Raw genomic sequence first — 20,905 nt, forward strand, 5'->3', positions numbered from 1 at the left:
ACAGACAACAAGTGATCAAGGCACGCGTCACCGTCACATTGAAGAACGGCGTTCTGGACCCGCAGGGCAAGGCCATCGAGGGCGCGCTCGGAACGCTGGGCTTTTCCGGCGTCGGCCATGTGCGCCAGGGCAAGGTCTTCGACATCGAACTCGATCATGATGATCGGGCCCGTGCCGAGACCGAATTGAAGGCCATGGCCGAAAAGCTGCTCGCCAACACGGTGATTGAGGACTACACTGTCGCCATCACCTGAGGTTGCAGGAAACTGCCATGACGGAAGTGACGAACGCGTTGATGGTTGAACTGCCGAAGCGGTTTGCTTCCCGTTTCGACTTGATCGACACGACTCCCAACGGGACAGAGGCCGGGATCAGCAACATGCGCGCAGCCGTGGTGTCCGTTCAGGCCGGCATGCACAACACCCACGGCATCCTCGCCCGCCAGGACGGTTGCCGCGCACGGATCGGGTATCAGCTCGAACCGCGCGAACCGGCCGGGGCTTGAGAAAGGTTCAGGTTCGACGAATGAAAGCAGCGGTCATCCTCCTCCCCGGCCTCAATCGCGACCGCGACATGATCGCGGCGCTGACGAAGATATCCGGAACGCCCCCCGTCACCGTCTGGCAGACCGACACGTCCATTCCCGATGTCGATCTCGTCGTCATTCCCGGCGGATTCTCCTACGGCGACTACCTGCGCTGCGGCGCCATCGCGGCGCGCATGCCCGTGCTCGATGCCGTGCGGGAGAAGGCGGCGAAGGGCGTGCGCGTGATGGGCGTTTGCAACGGGTTCCAGATCCTGCTGGAAGCCGGCCTCCTGCCCGGCGCGCTGATGCGCAATGCATCGCTGCATTTCGTCTGCCGCGAGGTGAAGCTGGAAGTGGCCAATGCCGCGACCGTGTTCACCAGCGGCTACGCACAGGGGCAGGTCATCCGCTGCCCCGTCGCCCATCACGATGGCAACTATTTCGCCGATCCCGAAACGCTCAAGCGTATCGAGGACAAGGGACAGGTCGTCTTCCGCTATGCCGAAGGCACCAATCCGAACGGCTCGGTCAACGACATTGCCGGCATCGTCAACGAAGCGGGCAACGTGCTGGGCATGATGCCGCATCCGGAAAACCTGATCGAGCCGGCCCATGGCGGCGAAGACGGCCGCGCGCTCTTCGAAAGCGCACTGGGCATGGCCGGGATCGCCGCATGAGGCAGGCGGCGGCCAGGGCAGGAGACCGCACGCGCGGCTGGACGCGCCGCGCCGCGATGCTGACCCTGTTTCTGGCCATGGCTGCCGCCTTTCCGGCCTCGTTGGCGCCGTCGCACGCCATGCCGGCGCAGGCCGCCCAGGTCTATTTCTTCCGCGGCTTCTTCGGCGGTGCCTTTTCCAGGGGCCTGGACGACATTGCCGGACGGCTGGCACAACAGGGGATCACCGCGCGCGTCTTTTCCTGGCGGGAAAAAGGCGATGCGCAGAACGAGATCCTGTCTTCCACGCTCAGCGGTCCGATCATCTTCGTCGGCCATTCCTTTGGTGCCAACGCCGCGCTTTCGCTCGCCAGCGACCTTGCGGCAAGGGGCGTGCCGATCAGTCTCGTCATCACGATGGACCCGACACTGGGCGGCCCCGTTTCGCCATCCGTGGGCCGCTACCGCAACTACTACCTGTCGGTGAACGCGTTGGTCACGGAGGTAAATGCCTTCGGCAAGGCGCTGGATGTGCCCGACGGCATGGCCGGACGCGTCGAGAACATCGACATCCGCGACCGCGCCGACATCACCTATATTTCCGAAAGCCACTGGAACATGACGGAGAACTGGGTCATTGCGCGCGAGGTCCACAGCCAGATCATCAAGGCGTTGCGGTGAAGCCATGGTGCGAACCAGCCCCGCCCGTACCGCCGTTCTCCTCCCCGCGATGATCGCGGCTGCGGCACTGGCCGCCTGCCAGACGGAACCGGCCGGCGGCCCGTTGATCGCCACGGTGGACAATAACGCCGCCGTGGCCGTCTTGCAGAAGGTCAACGGCGAAGCCCATGCCTGCTGGATCCGTTCGAACGACCGGGCCTTCTCGGACTACCGCCTGATCCCCGAACTGGATACGCGCGTCGGCAAGCCACGGCTTCTGCTCGTGCGCGCCCGGGCAGCGCAGGGCCTGCCGCAACTGGTGATCGAGGCCGAGGGCAGCCCGGTGAGACTGACAACCTACGGGCCGCTGGCACAGGGGCAGCTTTCGGCCCGCATCAACACCGACGTGACGCGCTGGGCGACCGGCGGCACCGGCTGCAAGGCCTGACAGGAACTGGCAGAGACAAGATGAGCATTCCCAACGACATCCGCATCACCGACGACCTGGTTGCCGCCCATGGCCTGAAGCCGGACGAGTACCAGCGCATCCTCGCCCTGATCGGCCGCGAACCGACCTTCACCGAGCTTGGCATCTTTTCCGCCATGTGGAACGAGCACTGCTCCTACAAGTCATCCAAGAAATGGCTGCGCACCTTGCCGACCTCCGGCCCGCAGGTCATCCAGGGCCCGGGCGAGAATGCCGGCGTGGTCGATATCGGCGACGGCGATTGCGTGGTCTTCAAGATGGAGAGCCACAACCACCCGTCCTACATCGAGCCCTACCAGGGTGCCGCGACGGGCGTCGGCGGAATCCTGCGCGATGTCTTCACCATGGGCGCGCGCCCGGTGGCGGCGATGAACGCGCTGCGCTTCGGCGAACCGGATCATCCCAAGACCCGCCACCTTGTCTCCGGCGTCGTCGCCGGCGTCGGCGGCTACGGCAATTCCTTCGGTGTTCCGACCGTCGGCGGTGAAGTCGAGTTCGACCCCCGCTACAACGGCAACTGCCTTGTCAATGCCTTCGCGGCAGGCCTGGCGAAGACCGACGCCATCTTCTACTCAAAGGCCGAGGGCGTCGGCCTGCCCGTGGTCTATCTCGGCGCCAAGACCGGCCGCGACGGCGTCGGCGGCGCGACCATGGCCTCCGCGGAATTCGACGATTCCATCGACGAGAAGCGCCCGACCGTTCAGGTCGGCGATCCCTTCACCGAGAAATGCCTGCTGGAGGCCTGCCTCGAACTCATGCAGACCGGGGCCGTCATCGCCATCCAGGACATGGGCGCGGCCGGCCTCACCTGCTCGGCGGTGGAAATGGGCGCCAAGGGCGATCTGGGCATCGAACTGGACCTGGACCGCGTGCCGGTGCGCGAGGAGCGCATGAGCGCCTACGAGATGATGCTGTCGGAAAGCCAGGAGCGCATGCTCATGGTGCTGCGCCCGGAAAAGGAAGACGAGGCCAAGGCGATCTTCGTCAAGTGGGGGCTCGACTTCGCCATTGTCGGCAAGACGACAGACGACCTGCGCTTCCGCATCCTGCACCAGGGCGAGGAAGTGGCGAACCTGCCGATCAAGGAACTGGGCGACGAGGCGCCCGAATACGACCGCCCGTGGATGGAGCCCGGGCGCCACGCGCCGCTGCACGCCTCCAATGTCGCCGAACCGGACGACTATGGCGCGGCGGTGCTCCGGCTGCTGGGCTCGGCCAACGGTTCGTCGCGGCGCTGGGTCTGGGAGCAGTATGACACGCTGATCCAGGGCAATTCCCTCCAGATCCCCGGCGGCGATGCCGGCGTCATCCGCGTCGACGGGCACGAGACCAAGGCGCTCGCCTTTTCCTCCGACGTCACGCCCCGCTATGTCGAGGCGGACCCCTATGAAGGCGGCAAGCAGGCCGTGGCCGAATGCTGGCGCAACCTGACCGCCACGGGTGCCCTGCCGCTGGCCGCCACCGACAACCTGAATTTCGGCAATCCGGAAAAGCCGGAGATCATGGGCCAGCTCGTCAAGGCCATCGAAGGCATCGGCGAGGCCTGCGCGGCCCTCGACATGCCGATCGTCTCGGGCAACGTCTCTCTCTACAACGAGACCAACGGCGTGGCGATCCTGCCCACCCCCACCATTGGCGGTGTCGGCCTGATCCCCGACTGGGGCAAGATGACCCGGATCGGGACTTTCGCCGAGGGCGACGTGCTGATCCTGCTTGGCGGCGACGGCACGCATCTGGGCCAGTCGGTCTATCTTCGCGACGTGCTGGGCGAGGCCTATGGTCCGCCGCCGGCCGTCGATCTCGCCATCGAGAAGCGCAACGGCGAATTCCTGCGTTCGGCCATTTCCAATGGCCAGATCAAGGCCTGCCACGACATTTCCGATGGCGGCCTCATCATCGCGGTCGCGGAAATGTGCCTGGCGGCTGGAGTCGGCGCCGATATCGACATCGGCGATGGCCAGGCCCATGCGCTGCTCTTCGGCGAGGATCAGGCCCGTTATGTCGTGGCTGTCGGCGCGGACATGGCCAACTGGCTCACCATCAACGCCGAAGGTGCCGGCTTGCCTTTCCGCATCCTTGGCAAGGCCGGCGGGTCTGCGTTGACGGCGGGCTCCATCCTGTCCATATCCTTGGACGAGATGAAACAGGCGCACGAATCGTGGTTCCCGGACTTCATGGCCGGCGAGTTCGTCGAAAGCGCCGACGCAGCCTGAGGAGGCCTCCCCATGCCGATGGACGCCGGCGACATCAAGAAGCTCATCCAGGAAGCCATTCCCGACGCGAAGGTGACGATTCGCGATCTGGCCGGCGACGGCGACCACTATGCCGCCGAGGTCGTCTCGGAGAGCTTCCGCGGCAAGAGCCGCGTGCAGCAGCACCAGATGGTCTACGAGGCGCTGAAGGGCAACATGGGCGGCGTCCTCCACGCGCTCGCCCTGCAGACATCCGCACCGGATTGAGGCGGCCCGGTCATGGCGAACATCCTTTCGGACCTCATTTCCGAAACCGTCGACGGCGCCTTGCGGGAAATCATGAGGAAACCGCGCCGCACGGCGCGCCGGCGCCGCAAGGCTTCCGGCGGCGTCACCGGCGCCATTGTCAGCGAACTGGAAAAACTGATCGCGCCGGCAAAAAAGCAGACCAGCCGCAAGGCGACCGCGCGCCGCCGCTCCAAGACCGCGCAACGCAAGACCCGCGCGAAATCCGCTGCGCGGCGGCGCACGAAACGTTGATCGCCGCGGCCGCGGGCCTGCCTCGCTACCTGGCGAAGACCGCGAGGATCGGTCCGGCGGGCTCCTTGCCGCCGACCACGATCCGCCCATTGGCCGCGAAGGCCGAAATGCCGCCGTCGAGGAAGAGTGCGTCGGGACACGAGAACTTGTCCCGGAACGCGCGGGCGAACAGGCCGAGCGAGACCGGATCGCGGCTGATCGCCAGCACCACCGCGCCATCGGCGGCGACGCCGACGCCATTGCGGATGAAGCGGGACGAGCCGTCAGGCAGGAAGCGCGGATGCACCGCGCCATCGATCACCAGCATCGGCCCGGATTGCGTGGCCAGCCAGGGCCGGATGCCCGACTGGGCGAAGGCCTGCGTCTCCATCACGCCTGCACGGCCTTCGGCATCGATGAAGAAGACCCCGTTCGGCTTGAGATAGAAGTTCCCCTCGCCTTCTCCCGTGTCCAGCGGGGCAATTTCCCTGCCCTGCTCCACGTGCAGGCCGACCGGGCGCATGTCCGGGTGATACATGCCCGCATTCATGGCGGCCACGGGCATGGCTCCGGCCTGCCCGGTGTCTTCAAGATAGGCTGAAAGCGAACCATGGACGCTTCCGTCGGGCCGCGCATGGGCAAGCTCGAACCGCACGGCACGCGGGTCGAACCTGCAGGCGATGAATCCCTCGCCCTCGTGGACGGCAAAGCGGCATGCGGGCGGCAGAAGCGGGTCGATGTCCACGCGGCTCTCCATGACAGGTCCGGCCCGGTCACGCGACCGGATGCTGTAGATGGCCGCGCCTGCCACGGCCAGGAGCAGCACGATGAAGGTGACGGCGCGCCATGCCCTTTCATGTCCCTGATTCATGGCCGCATGGTGCTTTCGGAAGATGGCAACGCTTGTGCAGGCGAAGCTTGCGCGCTATTTGAGGGGTCAGGAAACCGCCGGACCTTGAATCCGGCAGGAAGAGGATAGAAGCAATGAGCGACATCAGGGAATTGATTGACCAGGAAGTGAAGTCCAGTGACGTTGTGCTGTTCATGAAGGGCACTCCGGGCTTTCCGCAATGCGGCTTTTCCGGTCAGGTGGTCCAGATTCTCGACTATCTGGGCGTCGAGTACAAGGGCATCAACGTGCTGGCCTCCGACGAGATGCGTCAGGGCATCAAGGACTATTCCAACTGGCCGACCATCCCGCAGCTTTACGTGAAGGGCGAATTCGTCGGCGGATGCGACATCATCCGCGAGATGTTCCAGGCCGGCGAACTGCAGCAGCACCTGTCCGAAAAGGGCATCGAAACCACCTCGGCCGCGTGATTTCCCAGGAAATACCCGCAAGTTCTTGCGGCGCGCCTGACCGGCGCGCCGTTTTCATTTGATTGATTCCCTGACCGGCAACAGACAGGTGCGCCATGTCGCTGACCCGTGAAACCGCATGGCCGCTTGCCGTTGGCCGCGCCGAATTCGTTGCCGTCATGGCCGCCCTCATGGCGCTGAACGCGCTGGCCATCGACATCATGCTGCCCGGCATGCAGGAGATCGGCGCCTCGCTCGGCGTGGCTGACGAGAACGAGCGGCAATTCGTCATCACCGCCTATCTGCTCGGCTTCGGCTCCATGCAACTCGTCTTCGGTCCGCTTTCGGACCGGTTCGGGCGAAAGGGTCCGCTGATGGCGGGCCTGACGATCTATGTGCTCGCCGCGCTTGCCGCCGCCTACGCCCCGGATTTCGAGACGCTGCTCCTGCTTCGCCTGTTGCAGGGCGCCGGCGCGGCATCCACCCGCGTGCTGACCGTCGCCATGGTGCGCGATGTCGCCGGCGGACGCGCCATGGCGGAAATCATGTCGCTGGTCTTCATGGTCTTCATGATCATGCCGGTGATCGCGCCCGCGCTTGGCCAGGCGATCCTGCTGGCTGGCGAATGGCACACCATTTTCCTGTTCATGGGCTTTGGCGGTGCTGCCGTGATCGCCTGGATGGGCTTGCGCATTCCCGAAACGCTGGCGCCGGACAACCGCCGGCCGGTATCCTTCCGCGCCATCGCGGCGGGCTTCCGAGCCGTCGTCACCAACCGCATGTCGCTCTGGTACACGCTCGCCATGACGGCGATCCTGTCGGCGCTGTTCGGTTTCATCAATACCGTCCAGCAGATCTATGTCGGCATCTACGGGCTCGGCAACGCCTTTCCCCTGGTCTTTGCCCTCGTTGCCGGCTCCATGGCCTTCTTCTCCTGGCTCAACTCCCGCATCGTGCAGCGCCATGGCATGCGCCGCGTCTCCCATACCGCGCTGTTCGTGTTCCTCTCCATGAGCATGACGCTGCTGCTCCTGTCGCTGGGCGGCACGGTTCCGCTGCCGCTCTTCCTCGCCCTGTTCACCGTCGCCATGTGCGCCTTCGGCATGCTGACGTCCAATTTCAGCTCCATCGCCATGGAACCGCTCGGCCGCGTCGCCGGCATTGCGTCCTCGGCGCAGGGCTTCTTCCAGACCACCGGCAGCGCGCTCATCGGCGCGGGGATAGGCCAGTCCTTCAACGGCACGATCACGCCCGTCATGGCCGGCTTCGCGGTGGTTTCCGCCGCAGCCCTTGTTTTCGTGCTGATCGCCGAGAAAGGCCGGCTATTCTCGGTCGGCCCGTCGACGGCTGATTCTGCTATTTAAGCGCTAACTCATATTCCTTGATGCAACCAATTTTCCGTCACTGGCGCGCACGCAACGCTCACGACATCGTGCCTTCCCATTGAACACAGTGTTCAGTCTTATCTCCCTGCACGCAAGACGCGTGAGGCTTCAACCCAGATGGGAGAGACAACATGAAACATATCGGCAAGTCCGGTGCGGCGCTCGCCGCCGCTGCGTTCACCCTGGCGATTTCCGGCATGGCTCCGGTTGCCGTCACCACGGCCCAGGCCGCGGACGGCATGGTCAAGTGCTCAGGCGTGAATTCCTGCAAGGGAACCAGCGAGTGCGCCACCGCTTCCAATTCCTGCAAGGGCCAGAACTCCTGCAAGGGCCATGGCTTCATTTCGCTGACCAAGTCGGAATGCGAAGCCAAGGGCGGCAAGGTCCTCGATAGCTGAGGATCGAGCCGTCGGCAGGTGGAATGCGGGGGCCTTCCACCTGCCCGTTTCCGGTGACATCCCTTGCTTCTGGAGCAATTCATGACGCTTCATGACGAAAAACCGGAATATCTGGGTTTTGGCCTCGGCCTGCGCCCGAAGCACTACGCCGAGATCCTCGAAGGCGAACCGGAGATCGACTGGTTCGAAATCATTTCGGAAAACTATTTCGTGCGCGGCGGGCAACCGATGCGCATGCTTGAGCGCGTCCGCGAACGCTATCCGCTCGTCATGCATGGCGTCTCGCTTTCCATCGCCTCCACCGCGCCGCTCGACATGGAGTATCTCGGGCAGTTGAAGGCTCTGGCCGACCGGGTCGATCCGCGCTGGGTATCCGACCATCTTTGCTGGACGGGCGTCCATGGCGTGAACCTGCACGACTTGCTGCCCGTGCCCTACACGGAAGAGGCGCTGACCCATGTCTGCGACCGCATTTCCCGTGTCCAGGATTTCCTCGGCCGGCGCATCGCCATCGAGAACGTGTCCTCCTACATCGAATATGCCGGCAGCGAGATGAGCGAATGGGAGTTCGTGGCCGAAATGGCCCGGCGCGCCGACTGCTGGCTACTCCTCGACCTCAACAACGTCTTCGTCTCCGGCGAGAACCACGCCTTCGACACCGCGCGCTTCGTCGATGCCATTCCCGTCGACCGGGTCGTCCAGTTCCATCTCGCGGGCCATTCCGAAGGCAACGGCCATCTGATCGACACCCATGACCAGCCCGTCTGCGACGAGGTCTTCGACCTCTATGGCGAGGCACTGCGACGCTTCGGTCCTGTCTCCACCATGATCGAGCGCGACGACAACATCCCGCCACTGGCCGATCTCCTCGCCGAACTGGATCGCGCCCGCGCCATCGCGCGGGACGTCCTCGGCGATGCTGCGAAGGCGCGCGCCGCATGACCGGCCCGACGCTCGCGCAATTGCAGGCAAGCATGCAGGCCGCCATCAAGGACGGCGACGACGCTGCCCTGGCGCTGATCGCCGCGCCGCCGCACAACAGCCGGGCCGAGCGGCTGGCAACCTATCGCGAGGCCTACCGTTTGCGCCTCGCCGGCATCCTGCGCGACGACTACGACGCCCTGCATGCCTTCCTCGGCGACGAGCAGTTCGACCTCCTTTCGCAGGCCTATATCGACGCCTGCCCCTCAACCACCCGCAATGCCCGCTGGTATGGCGAACGCTTCGCCGCCTTTGCCGGCGGAACGGAACCATGGAGCCGGCATCCCGTCATTGGCGACCTCGCGGCCCTGCAATGGGCGCTGTCATGCGCCTTCGACGCACCCGATGGCGCGGCCGCCGGGCTCGATGACATGGCACGCGTGCCGCCGGAAGCGGCGATGGGCATGCGCTTGCATCTGCATCCCTCGTTGCAGCTACTCGATCTTTCGACCAACGCGGCAAGCATCTTCGGTGCCCTGCGGCAGGACGAACCGCCGCCGGCGCCTGAATTTTCTGAGGGCGGCGCACCCGTCCTCGTCTGGCGCATGGAGATGCAGGCGCGCTATCGCCCGCTGGACCCGGAAGAGGCCATGCTGCTGCGCGAAACCCGGGCTGGCGCCCATTTCGGCCTGCTGTGCGAAATGGCGGCCATGATGGACGATCCGGACAACGCCGCCATGCGCGTCGCGGGTTATCTGCGCGGCTGGGTCGAGACCGGCCTTGTCAGCCGCTTCGCCCTGGCCAATCCGTCCTGACCGTCCCGGTTCAGCGGCCAAGCAGGACCGCGCGGATCTCCTGCCAGCTATCGGGATCGGGTGCGGCCAGCAGGTGCCCGTCCAGATCATCCGCGCGATAGGGCGTGCCATCGAGCTTGGCGACATGGCCGCCGGCTTCCATGTGCGCCAGCGCACCGCCCGGATGGTCCCACGGCGTCAGCTTCGAGTAGTAGGAAAAATGCATGTGACCGTCGGCCAGCATCCGGTAGTCCAGCGCCGCGCAGCGGTAACAGACCGGCGCCTCGAAGCGCGCATGGCCGGACGCCAGCCGGATGCGCTCCTCCAGCGTGGCATTCTGCCATGAGACCGCGCCGATCATGCGTTCGACAGGAAGTGCAGTTGCCGCCTTGAGCCGCCGGTCCGGCGCGCCATCGCGGCGCACGAAGGTTCCCCCGCCCCGCGTCGTGACCATCGTGTCGCCGCCGATCGGATCGTGGATCACGCCAGCCACCGTCTCGCCGTCCAGCACCACCGCCGCCATCACCCCAAACACCGCGACGCCGGAGGCGAAATTGAACGTGCCGTCCACCGGGTCGATGGTCACAGCCAGCCCCTCGCCGGCAAAGCCGTGCTGCAGGCTCTCATCGGCCGAAACGGCCTCCTCGCCGACCACCCGCACGCCGGGAAACCGCGCCTTCAGTTCAGCGGTGATGACGCGCTCGGCATTCACGTCCGCCTCGGTCACGAGATCGGAGCCGGATGTCTTCTCGCGAATGTCGCTGCTCCCAAGCTGGCGGAAACGCGGCAGGATTTCCTGGCGGGCGGCGCGTTGCAGGCATTCCGCCAGCCAGTCCAGATCATTGTCGGAAAAGCGCATCAATCGTCCTTTGACGGTTTGGCCGCGAGCGCGGCGAAATCGAAGAGCTTGCGGTCCAACAGATGGCTCGGCCGCACATTGGCGAGCGCCCGGATCATGGTGTCCTTTCGGCCCGGCATGCGCGTCTCGATATCGTTGAGCATGGCCTTCATGGCATTGCGTTGCAGCCCGTCCTGGCTTCCGCACAGGTCGCACGGGATGATCGGAAACGCCATGTGACGCGCGAACTTCTCCAGGTCGGCCTCGGCGCAGAAGGCGAGCGGACGCAACACCTCAACGTCGCCCTCGTCGTTGACGAGCCTCGGCGGCATGGCGGCCAGGCGACCGCCATGGAAAAGGTTCATGAAGAAGGTTTCCAGGATGTCCTCGCGGTGGTGACCCAGCACCAGCGCCGAACACCCCTCCTCCCGCGCGATGCGGTAGAGATGGCCGCGCCTCAGCCGCGAGCAGAGCGAGCAGTATGTGGCGCTCTCCGGCAGCTTGTCCGTCACCACCGAATAGGTGTCCTGGTATTCGATGCGGTGCGCGATGCCATGCGCGTTGAGCCAGTCCGGCAGCACATGCTTAGGAAAGTTCGGCTGCCCCTGGTCGAGATTGCAGGCGAGAAGGTCGACCGGAAGCAGGCCGCGCCACTTCAGGTCGAGCAGCACCGCCAGCAAGCCGTAGGAATCCTTGCCGCCGGACAGCGCGACGAGCCAGCGCTCCCCGGCCCGCGCCATGGCGTAATCGTCGATGGCCTGGCGCGTTTGGCGCAGCAGGCGCTTGCGCAGCTTGTTGAATTCGACGGATGTCGCGATGCCGGAAAACAGCGGATGGCAGGCCGCGCCATCCTCTTCCACGATGTCAGCGTGAACCGTCATGGGCCCTCCCGTCAGATACGGTTGCCGAAATGGTCCGCGATCTGCCGGTGCGTGGCAAACCGCCGGGCAGCGAGCACTTCCGAGACCCGCTGCCGGTTGATCCGAAAGAAGCGCCCGAGGGCCGTTCCCTCTTTCGGCCTGGGCAGGGTGCGTGCATTGTGGCTGTCCATGGCTGCCTTCATGCGCCGGGCATTGGCTTCGAGGTCGGCGTCCGGCGTGAACGGCGCCGCGGCCTTGACGAAGAAGGTGCCGCAGGTGTCCGCGTTGCGCGCGCGCACGGCGGGCAATTCCTCCAGCCCGGCCAGCCCGGCGGCCAGCCGCAACGTGACCGGGTTGTAGTTGAAGATGTGGCCGAAGTGGAACATCCTGCCGCGCATCTTGAGGTCGGCCTCGCGCTCGATGTTCGGCACCTCGATGTAGATGACCCCGTCATCGGCCAGCCAGCCGCGCAGCACCTTGAGCGAGCGGACCGGGTCACGCATGTGCTCCAGCACGTGGGAAAGCCGGATCAGGTCGAAGGCGCCTTCCGGGAAATCCGTCTCCTCAAGCGTCTGCGTGGCCACGTTCAGGCCCAGTTCCTCGCGGCTGTAGGCGGCGTAGTCCTCGTTCGGTTCGACACCGTGGCATTCCATGCCCAGCCGGCTTGCCAGGAAGGAAAACTCGCCCGAACCGGATCCGAGATCGAGAAGCCTCTTTCGCCCGGCATAGATGTCGCGATTGGCATTCACATGCTGTTCGAGGCGCTGGAAATTGCGCCAGACCTGGCGCATCCGCGGCTTTTCGGCACCCTTGTAGTCCTTGCGGTAGTCAGTCCTGTAGAAGGCGGCGAGTTCCGCGTCGCTGGGGATAGGATCGTTGGTGATGATGCCGCAGCCCATGCAAAGCACGGTCGTTAGCGGATTTCCGTGCCGGTCCTTTGTGGAAACCGTCTCGTGGCGGGTCGATCCGCAAAGCATGCAAGGCTCGGTCATTTGGGGAACTCGTCCGATAGTGTCAGCCGTCGCGCCCGTATAGACGCATCGCCGCGCCATGTCAGCACCGGGCGCGGATCAATGCACCGGCCCCTACGCAAAAAGGCGGCCCCGAAGAGCCGCCTTTCGATCGTGACCGGCAGAAACCGGCAAACCCGTCAGCGCGAATAGAATTCGACGACCAGGTTCGGCTCCATCTGCACCGCATAGGGCACATCGGCCAGGCCCGGGATGCGGGTATAGGTGGCGACCATCTTGTTGTGATCGACGTCGATGTAGTCCGGCACGTCACGCTCGGCGAGCTGCGTGGCTTCCAGCACGAGCGCGAGCTGCTTGGACTTCTCGCGCACCTCGATGACGTCGCCCGGACGGCAGCGATAGGACTGGATGTTGGTGCGCTTGCCATTGACCATGACATGGCCGTGGTTGACGAACTGGCGCGCGGCGAAGATCGTCGGCACGAACTTGGCACGGTAGACGATGGCGTCGAGGCGCGATTCCAGCAGGCCGATCAGGTTGTCCGGCGTATCGCCCTTGCGGCGCACGGCCTCGTCATAGACAGCGCGGAACTGCTTCTCGGAGATGTCGCCGTAATGGCCCTTCAGCTTCTGCTTTGCGCGCAGCTGGACGCCGAAGTCCGACATCTTGCCCTTGCGGCGCTGGCCGTGCTGGCCGGGGCCGTATTCGCGCTTGTTGACCGGGGACTTCGGGCGGCCCCAGATGTTTTCGCCCATGCGGCGGTCGAGTTTGTACTTGGCGGATTCGCGCTTGCTCATCGCATTCCCTTTCAAAGTGGTACAACCGGCGCTTCACGCACCGGATGAAGGAAACACGCCCTCCTCTGGGAGCCTTTTTCGCTCCCTGACAGGGCCGCCCACGCACGCATTGCGGAACCGGCCCACGGGACATGTCAAATGAAACACCGGGCGTTTCGGCCCGGCGCTGGCGGTTCACTAGGCCCTGGCGCGCCAACTGTCAAGCCTCACGTCCCAAAGGCACCCACGCGGACCGCATCGGCGGCTTCCGCCCGCCGCCGCCAAGGGCTATAAGCCGCGCCGCCATCCCGGCGCCGGACACCGCTTCCATGATCTACGAACTCGCCGCCCTGGCCACGGCCCTCACCTGGGCGCTCACCAGCGTCATCTCGCCCGTACCCGCCCAGGCGCTCGGTCCCATCGCCTTCGTGCGGGCGCGCATGACCATCGTCTTCGTGCTGTTCGCGGCATGGCTGACGGTCACCGGCGGCTGGCAGGACCTTGACGGGCAGACCGCCTGGCTTCTCTTCCTGTCGGGGTTCATCGGGATCTTTCTCGGCGACACGGCGCTCTTCGCGACCATGAACCGGCTCGGGCCGCGCCGGTCGAACATCCTGTTCTCGCTCAATGCACCCATGTCTGCCGTGCTGGGCTGGCTCGTGCTTGGCGAAGTGCTGTCACGCTGGACGCTCGCAGGCATCGCCATCGTCTTCGCCGGCGTCACGCTCGCCATTCTCTATGGCAAGCGGCCATCGCAATTGCACCAGTGGGAAAGCGTCCGGGGCCCGCTCTGGGTCGGCATCGGCTTCGGCCTTGCCGCCGCCCTGTCTCAATCGGCCGGATCGCTGATCGCCCGCCCTGTCATGGCGGCGGGAACGGACCCTGTCGTGGCCTCGACCATCCGGATCGGCGTGGCGGCCGCGGCCCTGTCCCTTGTCATGGCCACCGGCGCGCCCTTCGCCCGCCAGCGCGCACCCTGGACGCCGTCGCTCTTCGCCCTGACGGCGGCCTCGGGCATCATCGGCATGGCGCTGGGCGTCACCCTGCTGCTCTTTGCCCTGTCTGGCGGCAAGGTCGGCATTGTCTCGATCCTGTCGGCCACAACGCCGGCCCTGCTGCTGCCGCTTCTGTGGATCCGCACTGGCGAGCGCCCGGCCGCCGGTGCCTGGATCGGCGCCGCACTCGTCGTCATCGGCTCGGCCTTGATCATCACCCGTTGAAGGCAAAACGGCCGCGGGCGCACCCGCGGCCGAAGTCATGTCCCGCCGAAGTCGACGGTCAGCCGACCTTGCCGCCGCCCTGCTTCGTCACAACGACGACAGACGGCCTGACCGGCAGCTTTTCGCTGAAATCCGGCCAGCGGGTCGCCGGGTTCTCGAAGGTGGCAAGCCCCTCGTCGCCCGGATGCTGGACGGCGCAGAAGGCCGTGGTGCCATCGGGCGAGAACAGCGGGCCGCACAGTTCCGCACCCACCGGAACACGGAAGAACAGCCGCGACGTGCCGCGTGCCTCGCCTTCGGTGTCGACCGCCCACAGCCCGTCGGTGCGGCCGGTCTTCTTGCCCGAATTGCCGTCGGTGGACACCCAGAGGCGTCCGTCGGCATCGATGGCGCAATTGTCCGGCATGCCGAACCAGCCATTCGCCGTGGTGGCCGACGAAAAGGTCGCGCCCACCTCGGCAATCGACGGATCGCCGCACTTGACCAGGATTTCCCAGGTCGAACGGGTCGCGGCGAAGTCGCCACCGGTCTCGGTGATCTCGATGATGTGGCCGAAAGCGTTGTTGGCGCGCGGATTGGCGGCGTTCTCGTCGCCTTCCTTGCGCTTGGTGTTGTTGGTCAGCATCACGTAGACCTTGCCGGTCTTTTCGTTGGGCTGCACGTCCTCCGGACGGTCCATCTTCGTGGCGCCAAGAAGATCGGCGGCGCGGCGCGTCTCGATCACCACGTCGGCCTGGCTTTCGAAACCGTTTTCCGCCGTCAGCGGGCCTTCGCCATGGGTCAGCGGCAACCAGTCCAGCGAACCGTCGTCGTTGAAGCGCGCAACGTAGAGCGTGCCCTCGTCAAGCAGGTCCATGTTGGCGGCGCGGTCATCCGCGTTGAACGTGCCGGCGGTCACGAACTTGTAGACATAGTCGAAACGCTCGTCGTCGCCCGAATAGAGAACGACGCGGCCGTCCCTGTTGACGATCGTCTCGCAGCCCTCGTGCTTGACGCGGCCGATGGCCGTGCGCTTCTTCGGTGTCGAGGACGGGTCCATGACGTCGACTTCGACCACCCAGCCGAAGCGGTTGGCCTCGTTCGGCTCCTTGGTCACGTCGAAACGGTCGTGGAACTTGCCCCAGTTGTACCAGCCGGCCGGCACGCCGATGCGCTTGTAGTTGGCGGCCTCGCGGTGGCCTTCCGGGAGTTCGCCCAGGAAGTAGCCGTGGAAATTCTCTTCCGCCATCAGGTAGGTGCCCCAGGGGGTCACGCCGCCGGCGCAATTGTTGATCGTGCCGAACACCCTGGTGCCGGTGGCGTCGGCAGCCGTCTTCATGCGGTCATGGCCGGCGGCAGGTCCGGTCAGCACCATTTCGGTCATCGGCGTGATGCGGCGGTTCATCCGGCCGTCGAGCACCGGCGCCCACTTGCCGTTTTCCTTGCGGATCTCGATGACCGTGCCGCCATGGGCCGCCATCTCGATGTCGACGAGTTCCTTCGTGTACTCGCCCATCTTCACCTTTTCCTTGCCTTCGGCGTCCTTTTCGACGCGGGCAAAGCCCGGGAACATCAGTTCCGCGTTGGTGTATTCGTGATTGACGACCAGCAGGCCGTGCTCGGGATTTCCGTCCAGCGGAATGAAGCCGACATAGTCGTTGTTGTAGCCGAACTGACGTGCCTGGTCGGCAGCCGTCTGGTTCATCGGGTCGAAGTCCGGCGAATCAGCGAACACCTTGTCGCCCCAGCGCAGGAGAATGTCGGCGTCATAGCCCTCGGCGACATGATGCGTCTCATCGACGCCGGCTTCCACTTCCGGGAAGTTGAAGGCGCTGGCGCCGGCCGCGCGGGCTTCGTCGGCCATCATGAGTGCCACCGGGCTGACCGTCGCGGCAATCGCGCTGACCGCCAGCGTGCCCTGGAGGAAGGACCGGCGCGAGAAACGGGCGTTGATGACGTCGCCCAGCGTCGGATTGGCACTCTGGTTGCGCCCGATATCCTCCGATTCCTCGCGGATGTCGGTCGGCGTCTTGATGTCATGCGAATGGATCGTCATGGCTGGCCCTTCATGTCTGCTTGCGGGTTGGCTTGATCGCTTCCGCCCGGCGGGGGGCGGAAAGTCGGCGGACGCTAGCCGCCATTCGTAACAGTTGCATGACGCCCGCCGGCCTCAGACGATGGCGAAAAAGCCGAAGCCGCGCATCAGGCGCGCAAGCGCCGGATCGGGATTTCCGGAGGTAAAGTGGGCAAGGTCGGCAAGCCCTGCCCGCGCCGCCGGATCGCCGCTTCCCTGTCCGTCCAGAACCGCGGCCGCGCGCCGGGCGATGGCCTCGGATGGATCGATCCAGTCCACCGGCCAGGGCGCGGTCTTTCGCATCCGGTTGACGAGGAACGGGTAGTGCGTGCAGGCCAGCACGATGATGTCGGTTCGCCGCCCGTCCTGCTCGATGAAGCAGGGCGCGATCTCGGCGCGCACCGCCGCCTCGTCGACGAAGCCCTTGCGCATGTAGGTCTCGGCCAGTTCCGCCAGCACCTGTGAGCCAACCAGCCGCACATGGCACTTCGATGCCCATTTGGCGATCAGGTCGCGGGTATATTGCCGTTTCACGGTTCCCGGTGTCGCCAGGACCGAGACCAGCCCGGACGCGGTGCGTTCCGCCGCCGGCTTGATCGCGGGAACGGTCCCGACAAAGGCCTGTTCCGGATAGACCGCGCGCAGGTGGTCGATCACCAGCGTGGAGGCGGTATTGCACGCGATCACCGCCACATCGGGGGAAAAGCGCGCCAGCAGGTCGCCGAACAGGCCGGTCAACCGGTCCTTCAGCGCCGCTTCCTCCCATGCGCCATAGGGGAAGGCCGCATCGTCGGCGACATAGACATGGCGATGGTCCGGCAGCAGCACGCGCGCCTCCTTCACCACGGAAAGCCCGCCAATGCCGCTGTCGAAGAAAAGGACCGTCCCGCTCATGCCTGCCCGTGGGCTCCCGCCGCCCGCTCAGCCTTCCGGCGGACCGTCGCCACGCTTGCGGTCGGGCGTGAACTTGTCAAGCGAGGTGACGATCCCGCGCAGAACGTCGATCTCCGGCGCGAAGAAGCCCGGCCGGGTGAAGACCGCGCGCAGGTTGTCGATCATCCGCGCCCGCTTCTCTGGCGGCCGGAAATAGCCGCGCTTGTCGAGCGCGTTTTCCAGGTAGTCGAGGAAGCTGACCAGTTGTCCGCGCCGGGCCGGCTCCATCTCCGGGCCGGTGAAATTGGTCCATGTCTCGCTTTCCAGCCCGCTCTTCATCCACTCATAGCTCATCAGCAGCACCGCCTGCGCGATGTTGAGGGATGCAAAGGCGGGATTGACGGGAAAGGTGACGATCTCGTCGGCAAGACTGACTTCCTCGTTCGAAAGCCCGAACCGCTCGCGTCCGAAGAGAATGGCCGTGCGCTGGCCGGCGGCATGGCGCGGCCGCAGCATGCGGCAGGCTTCCACCGGTCCGCGCACCGTCTTGAACCCGTCGCGCAGGCGCGCGGTGGTGGCGAAGACGAACTCCATGTCGCCGATGGCGTCTGCCAGCGTGTCGAAGACAAGCACGCCGTCGATCACGTGATCGGCCTTGCTCGCCGCCGCCCGCGCCTTTTCAGAAGGCCATCCGTCGCGCGGATTGACCAGCCTGAGTTCCGCAAGCCCGAAATTCGCCATGGCGCGTGCCACCATGCCGATGTTTTCGCCCAGTTGCGGCTCCACCAGCACGACCACGGGGCCGTCGGCGATGAGGTCCTGATGTCTGTCTGTTCCAGCCATGGCCGTCGCGTTAGCCTGAAAGCGCGGCCCGGTCAAAGCCTTCAGTCGCGCCCGCCGGCAAAAGCGATGATCGCTTGCGCCACGCGCTCCGGCTGCTCGTGCAGGATCCAGTGGCTCGCGCCCGCGATGCGCTTGATCGAGAGGTCCGGCACGAAGCGTTCGATGCCCGTCAGGCAGGCCGGCGTGAGCGCCACATCCGCCTCCCCCCAGAGGATGAGATGCGGCATGCGCACGGTCAGCATCTCTTCCGGCATGGCCAGCAGCGGCGCCTCCACGGTTTCCGCTTCAAGGTCGGGTACGACGACCGGCGAGGCACGATACCAGTTCAGCATCCCCTCCAGCGCCCCCGGCTGGCGCCATTGCGCCTTGTAGGCCGCGCGCAGGTCGTCATCCAGCCAGTCGGCCGCCGAGAAACCGGCCATCATGTTCATCAGTTTCTCGAAATCATTGGCCGACAACAGCCCGGTCGCGTCTGCCGCCCGCAGCCGGTTCATGTACTGGCTGGCGGCCCGCTGGCCCGGGTCGTTGACGATTGCGTTCTGGAAACACCAGGGATGAACACCATTGGCCACGATCAGCCGCCGGATGCGGTCCGGCTGGGCAAAGGCCATGGCATAGGCGACCGCCGAACCCCAGTCGTGGCCCGCCAGATGAAAAGTCTGTCCCGGCGAAACCCGGTCAGCCAGTTCGAACATGTCGGCCACGAGGTGGCGCGTCTGGTAGGCATCGGCACCGGCCGGTTTCGGCGAGCGGTTGAAGCCGCGCTGGTCCGGCGCCACGACATGGAAACGCTCGGTCAGCAGTTCCATGACCGCCTCCCAGGCCAGCCATGATTCCGGAAAGCCGTGGAGGCAGAGCAGCAGCGGCTTCCCGGCCTCCCCCGCCTCGGCGAAATGGAACATGCCGGCGGTCAGTTCTGCTTGCGAAAACCGTATGCTCATGCTGCTTTTCCTCCCGTCAGCGCGGTGCGAACCTGTTTTGGCCGCATGCGCCAAGAGCATGACTTTGCCTTGGCGGATGCCGGTGCTATAGGGGCGTCAAAATTGACCCGTCAGCACCGCGGCGCCCTGCCGCATCTCCAATACGAGGAAATATCATGGCGAAGATCAAGGTGGCCAACCCCGTCGTCGAACTGGACGGCGACGAGATGACCCGGATTATCTGGCATTTCATCAAGGAAAAGCTGATCCATCCCTATCTCGACATCGATCTCAAATACTATGATCTCGGCATCGAGAAGCGCGACGAGACAGATGACCAGATCACCGTCGATGCCGCCAACGCGATCAAGGAATACGGCGTCGGTGTGAAATGCGCCACCATCACCCCTGACGAGGCCCGCGTCGAGGAATTCGGCCTGAAGCGCATGTACCGCTCGCCGAACGGCACCATCCGCAACATCCTCGGCGGCGTCATCTTCCGCGAACCCATCATCTGCAAGAACGTGCCGCGCCTGGTGCCGGGCTGGACCCAACCGATCATCGTCGGCCGCCACGCCTTTGGCGACCAGTATCGCGCCACCGATTTCCGCTTCCCCGGCAAGGGCCGGCTGACGATCAAGTTCGTCGGCGACGACGGCACCGAGATCGAGCACGAGGTCTTCAAGTCGCCGGGCGCCGGCGTGGCCATGGCCATGTACAACCTCGACGAATCGATCCGCGACTTCGCCCGCGCCTCGATGAACTACGCCCTGCAGCGCAAGGTTCCCTGCTACCTCTCCACCAAGAACACGATCCTCAAGGCCTATGACGGCCGCTTCAAGGACATCTTCCAGGAGATCTACGAGGCCGAATTCGTCGGGAAGTTCAAGGAAGCCAAGATCTGGTACGAGCACCGCCTGATCGATGACATGGTCGCCGCTTCGCTGAAGTGGTCCGGCGGCTATGTCTGGGCCTGCAAGAACTATGACGGCGACGTGCAGTCCGACACCGTGGCCCAGGGCTTCGGCTCGCTCGGCCTGATGACCTCGGTCCTGATGACGCCGGATGGCAAGACGGTGGAAGCCGAAGCCGCCCACGGCACCGTGACGCGCCACTATCGCCAGCATCAGAAGGGCGAGGAAACCTCGACCAACTCCATCGCTTCCATCTTCGCATGGACACGCGGCCTGGCACACCGCGCCAAGCTGGATGACAATGCAGAGCTGGCGCGTTTTGCCGACACGCTGGAGAAGGTCTGCGTCAACACCGTCGAATCGGGTTACATGACCAAGGACCTGGCGCTGCTGATCGGACCGGACCAGCCCTGGCTGTCGACCACCGGCTTCCTCGACAAGATCGACGAGAACCTGCAGAAGGCCATGGGCTGACCATCTCCTTTGCCAGCAGGCCAGAAAACCGGCGTCCCGCGGCGCCGGTTTTTTCATGCCCGGAAACCTCCGGCTGCATCTTACGCAGCCCGGACACCGGCCCGTCACCTGCCATTGCGAAGTGAAATCCGCCTGTTCGGGTTAGGCAGGAATCATGCCGGAAGACGCGCGGAAATTTTCACATTCCGGTGAGATAACACTGGAATTCATTAGCGTTTCATTGTTAATTGCAGCTGCACGACGAGGTCACCGCACACATCCGGCCTCGACGTGAAGCGCTGCCGTTGCCACCGCCCCCGGTCTTCGGCAGCGCGCCCTTGCGGGGCC

General features: G+C 65.1%; 24 protein-coding genes. 15 read left to right on the forward strand and 9 right to left on the reverse strand.

What is annotated here, in order from left to right; translation table 11 throughout:
* Positions 1 to 11 precede the first annotated feature (11 nt).
* From purS to ACLB6G_RS16095, 8 genes are read left to right on the forward strand one after another with little or no spacing between them, the layout of a single operon-like run.
* A complete protein-coding gene (purS, locus tag ACLB6G_RS16060) occupies positions 12 to 254 on the forward strand; it encodes a phosphoribosylformylglycinamidine synthase subunit PurS (RefSeq protein WP_410357221.1) in 243 nt (80 codons plus the stop codon).
* 17 nt (positions 255 to 271) lie between these two features.
* Positions 272 to 505, forward strand: a complete 234-nt coding sequence (locus ACLB6G_RS16065) for a hypothetical protein (RefSeq protein ID WP_410357222.1) — start codon at positions 272 to 274, stop codon at positions 503 to 505.
* Between the two features lie 20 nt (positions 506 to 525).
* Complete coding sequence (purQ, locus tag ACLB6G_RS16070; protein WP_410357223.1) at positions 526 to 1,203, forward strand: phosphoribosylformylglycinamidine synthase subunit PurQ; 678 nt, start codon at positions 526 to 528, stop codon at positions 1,201 to 1,203.
* On the forward strand, positions 1,200 to 1,862 hold the full coding sequence (locus tag ACLB6G_RS16075) for a hypothetical protein (protein ID WP_410357224.1): 663 nt from the start codon (positions 1,200 to 1,202) through the stop codon (positions 1,860 to 1,862). The genes purQ and ACLB6G_RS16075 overlap by 4 nt, the downstream gene beginning before the upstream one ends.
* Positions 1,863 to 1,866: 4 nt before the next feature.
* The gene (locus ACLB6G_RS16080) at positions 1,867 to 2,289 is read left to right on the forward strand and encodes a hypothetical protein (RefSeq protein WP_410357225.1); all 423 of its coding nucleotides are present in this window, start codon (positions 1,867 to 1,869) and stop codon (positions 2,287 to 2,289) included.
* Between the two features lie 20 nt (positions 2,290 to 2,309).
* Positions 2,310 to 4,541 (forward strand): phosphoribosylformylglycinamidine synthase subunit PurL, encoded by a 2,232-nt coding sequence (gene purL / locus ACLB6G_RS16085; protein WP_410357226.1) that lies wholly within the window; start codon positions 2,310 to 2,312, stop codon positions 4,539 to 4,541.
* 12 nt (positions 4,542 to 4,553) lie between these two features.
* Positions 4,554 to 4,787, forward strand: a complete 234-nt coding sequence (locus tag ACLB6G_RS16090) for a BolA/IbaG family iron-sulfur metabolism protein (RefSeq protein ID WP_410357227.1) — start codon at positions 4,554 to 4,556, stop codon at positions 4,785 to 4,787.
* A gap of 12 nt (positions 4,788 to 4,799) precedes the next feature.
* Positions 4,800 to 5,060 carry a hypothetical protein gene (locus ACLB6G_RS16095; protein ID WP_410357228.1) on the forward strand — a complete coding sequence of 87 codons (261 nt, stop codon included), beginning with the start codon at positions 4,800 to 4,802 and terminating at the stop codon, positions 5,058 to 5,060.
* Between the two features lie 25 nt (positions 5,061 to 5,085).
* Here the strand turns inward: ACLB6G_RS16095 and ACLB6G_RS16100 are convergent, their stop codons facing one another.
* Positions 5,086 to 5,910 carry a phosphodiester glycosidase family protein gene (locus tag ACLB6G_RS16100; RefSeq protein ID WP_410357229.1) on the reverse strand — a complete coding sequence of 275 codons (825 nt, stop codon included), beginning with the start codon at positions 5,908 to 5,910 and terminating at the stop codon, positions 5,086 to 5,088.
* Positions 5,911 to 6,023: 113 nt separating this feature from the next.
* On the opposite strand from ACLB6G_RS16100, the gene grxD reads away from it, so the two are divergent.
* From grxD to ACLB6G_RS16125, 5 genes are all read left to right on the forward strand, one after another.
* Positions 6,024 to 6,359, forward strand: a complete 336-nt coding sequence (grxD, locus tag ACLB6G_RS16105; protein WP_410357230.1) for a Grx4 family monothiol glutaredoxin — start codon at positions 6,024 to 6,026, stop codon at positions 6,357 to 6,359.
* Positions 6,360 to 6,454: 95 nt separating this feature from the next.
* Entirely contained in the window at positions 6,455 to 7,702 is a 1,248-nt protein-coding gene (locus ACLB6G_RS16110) for a multidrug effflux MFS transporter (RefSeq protein WP_410357231.1), read from the forward strand.
* Positions 7,703 to 7,854: 152 nt separating this feature from the next.
* Positions 7,855 to 8,121: a BufA2 family periplasmic bufferin-type metallophore gene (gene bufA2, locus ACLB6G_RS16115; RefSeq protein ID WP_410357232.1), complete on the forward strand. Its 267-nt coding sequence runs from the start codon at positions 7,855 to 7,857 to the stop codon at positions 8,119 to 8,121.
* A gap of 81 nt (positions 8,122 to 8,202) precedes the next feature.
* Entirely contained in the window at positions 8,203 to 9,063 is an 861-nt protein-coding gene (gene bufB / locus ACLB6G_RS16120; RefSeq protein ID WP_410357233.1) for an MNIO family bufferin maturase, read from the forward strand.
* A complete protein-coding gene (locus tag ACLB6G_RS16125; protein ID WP_410357234.1) occupies positions 9,060 to 9,857 on the forward strand; it encodes an HvfC/BufC family peptide modification chaperone in 798 nt (265 codons plus the stop codon). Before bufB ends, ACLB6G_RS16125 begins: the two co-directional genes overlap by 4 nt.
* Positions 9,858 to 9,867: 10 nt before the next feature.
* Here ACLB6G_RS16125 and ACLB6G_RS16130 read toward each other — a convergent pair whose 3' ends face one another.
* From ACLB6G_RS16130 to rpsD, 4 genes are all read right to left on the reverse strand, one after another.
* A complete protein-coding gene (locus ACLB6G_RS16130) occupies positions 9,868 to 10,695 on the reverse strand; it encodes an inositol monophosphatase family protein (RefSeq protein ID WP_410357235.1) in 828 nt (275 codons plus the stop codon).
* Positions 10,695 to 11,555, reverse strand: coding sequence for a tRNA 2-thiocytidine(32) synthetase TtcA (ttcA, locus tag ACLB6G_RS16135; RefSeq protein WP_410357236.1), 861 nt, complete (start codon positions 11,553 to 11,555; stop codon positions 10,695 to 10,697). Before ttcA ends, ACLB6G_RS16130 begins: the two co-directional genes overlap by 1 nt.
* Before the next feature lie 11 nt (positions 11,556 to 11,566).
* Positions 11,567 to 12,526, reverse strand: a complete 960-nt coding sequence (locus ACLB6G_RS16140; RefSeq protein WP_410357237.1) for a class I SAM-dependent methyltransferase — start codon at positions 12,524 to 12,526, stop codon at positions 11,567 to 11,569.
* Between the two features lie 158 nt (positions 12,527 to 12,684).
* Positions 12,685 to 13,302, reverse strand: coding sequence for a 30S ribosomal protein S4 (gene rpsD / locus ACLB6G_RS16145; RefSeq protein ID WP_410357238.1), 618 nt, complete (start codon positions 13,300 to 13,302; stop codon positions 12,685 to 12,687).
* A gap of 308 nt (positions 13,303 to 13,610) precedes the next feature.
* Here rpsD and ACLB6G_RS16150 point away from each other — a divergent pair, with 308 nt between their 5' ends.
* Positions 13,611 to 14,501, forward strand: coding sequence for a DMT family transporter (locus tag ACLB6G_RS16150; protein WP_410357239.1), 891 nt, complete (start codon positions 13,611 to 13,613; stop codon positions 14,499 to 14,501).
* 58 nt (positions 14,502 to 14,559) lie between these two features.
* On the opposite strand, the gene ACLB6G_RS16155 is transcribed toward ACLB6G_RS16150, so the two are convergent.
* The 4 genes from ACLB6G_RS16155 to ACLB6G_RS16170 form a co-directional block, all read right to left on the reverse strand.
* Positions 14,560 to 16,536, reverse strand: a complete 1,977-nt coding sequence (locus ACLB6G_RS16155) for a PhoX family protein (protein ID WP_410357240.1) — start codon at positions 16,534 to 16,536, stop codon at positions 14,560 to 14,562.
* A 114-nt stretch (positions 16,537 to 16,650) separates the two neighbouring features.
* Positions 16,651 to 17,448: a glutamate racemase gene (murI, locus tag ACLB6G_RS16160; protein WP_410357241.1), complete on the reverse strand. Its 798-nt coding sequence runs from the start codon at positions 17,446 to 17,448 to the stop codon at positions 16,651 to 16,653.
* A gap of 27 nt (positions 17,449 to 17,475) precedes the next feature.
* Complete coding sequence (locus tag ACLB6G_RS16165) at positions 17,476 to 18,270, reverse strand: RNA methyltransferase (RefSeq protein WP_410357242.1); 795 nt, start codon at positions 18,268 to 18,270, stop codon at positions 17,476 to 17,478.
* Positions 18,271 to 18,311: 41 nt separating this feature from the next.
* Positions 18,312 to 19,211 (reverse strand): alpha/beta fold hydrolase, encoded by a 900-nt coding sequence (locus tag ACLB6G_RS16170; protein ID WP_410357243.1) that lies wholly within the window; start codon positions 19,209 to 19,211, stop codon positions 18,312 to 18,314.
* A 155-nt stretch (positions 19,212 to 19,366) separates the two neighbouring features.
* On the opposite strand from ACLB6G_RS16170, the gene ACLB6G_RS16175 reads away from it, so the two are divergent.
* On the forward strand, positions 19,367 to 20,578 hold the full coding sequence (locus ACLB6G_RS16175) for an NADP-dependent isocitrate dehydrogenase (protein WP_410357244.1): 1,212 nt from the start codon (positions 19,367 to 19,369) through the stop codon (positions 20,576 to 20,578).
* Positions 20,579 to 20,905: the final 327 nt, after the last annotated feature.

The organism is Zhengella sedimenti (assembly GCF_046506625.1).
GTDB lineage: Bacteria > Pseudomonadota > Alphaproteobacteria > Rhizobiales > Rhizobiaceae > Zhengella > Zhengella sedimenti.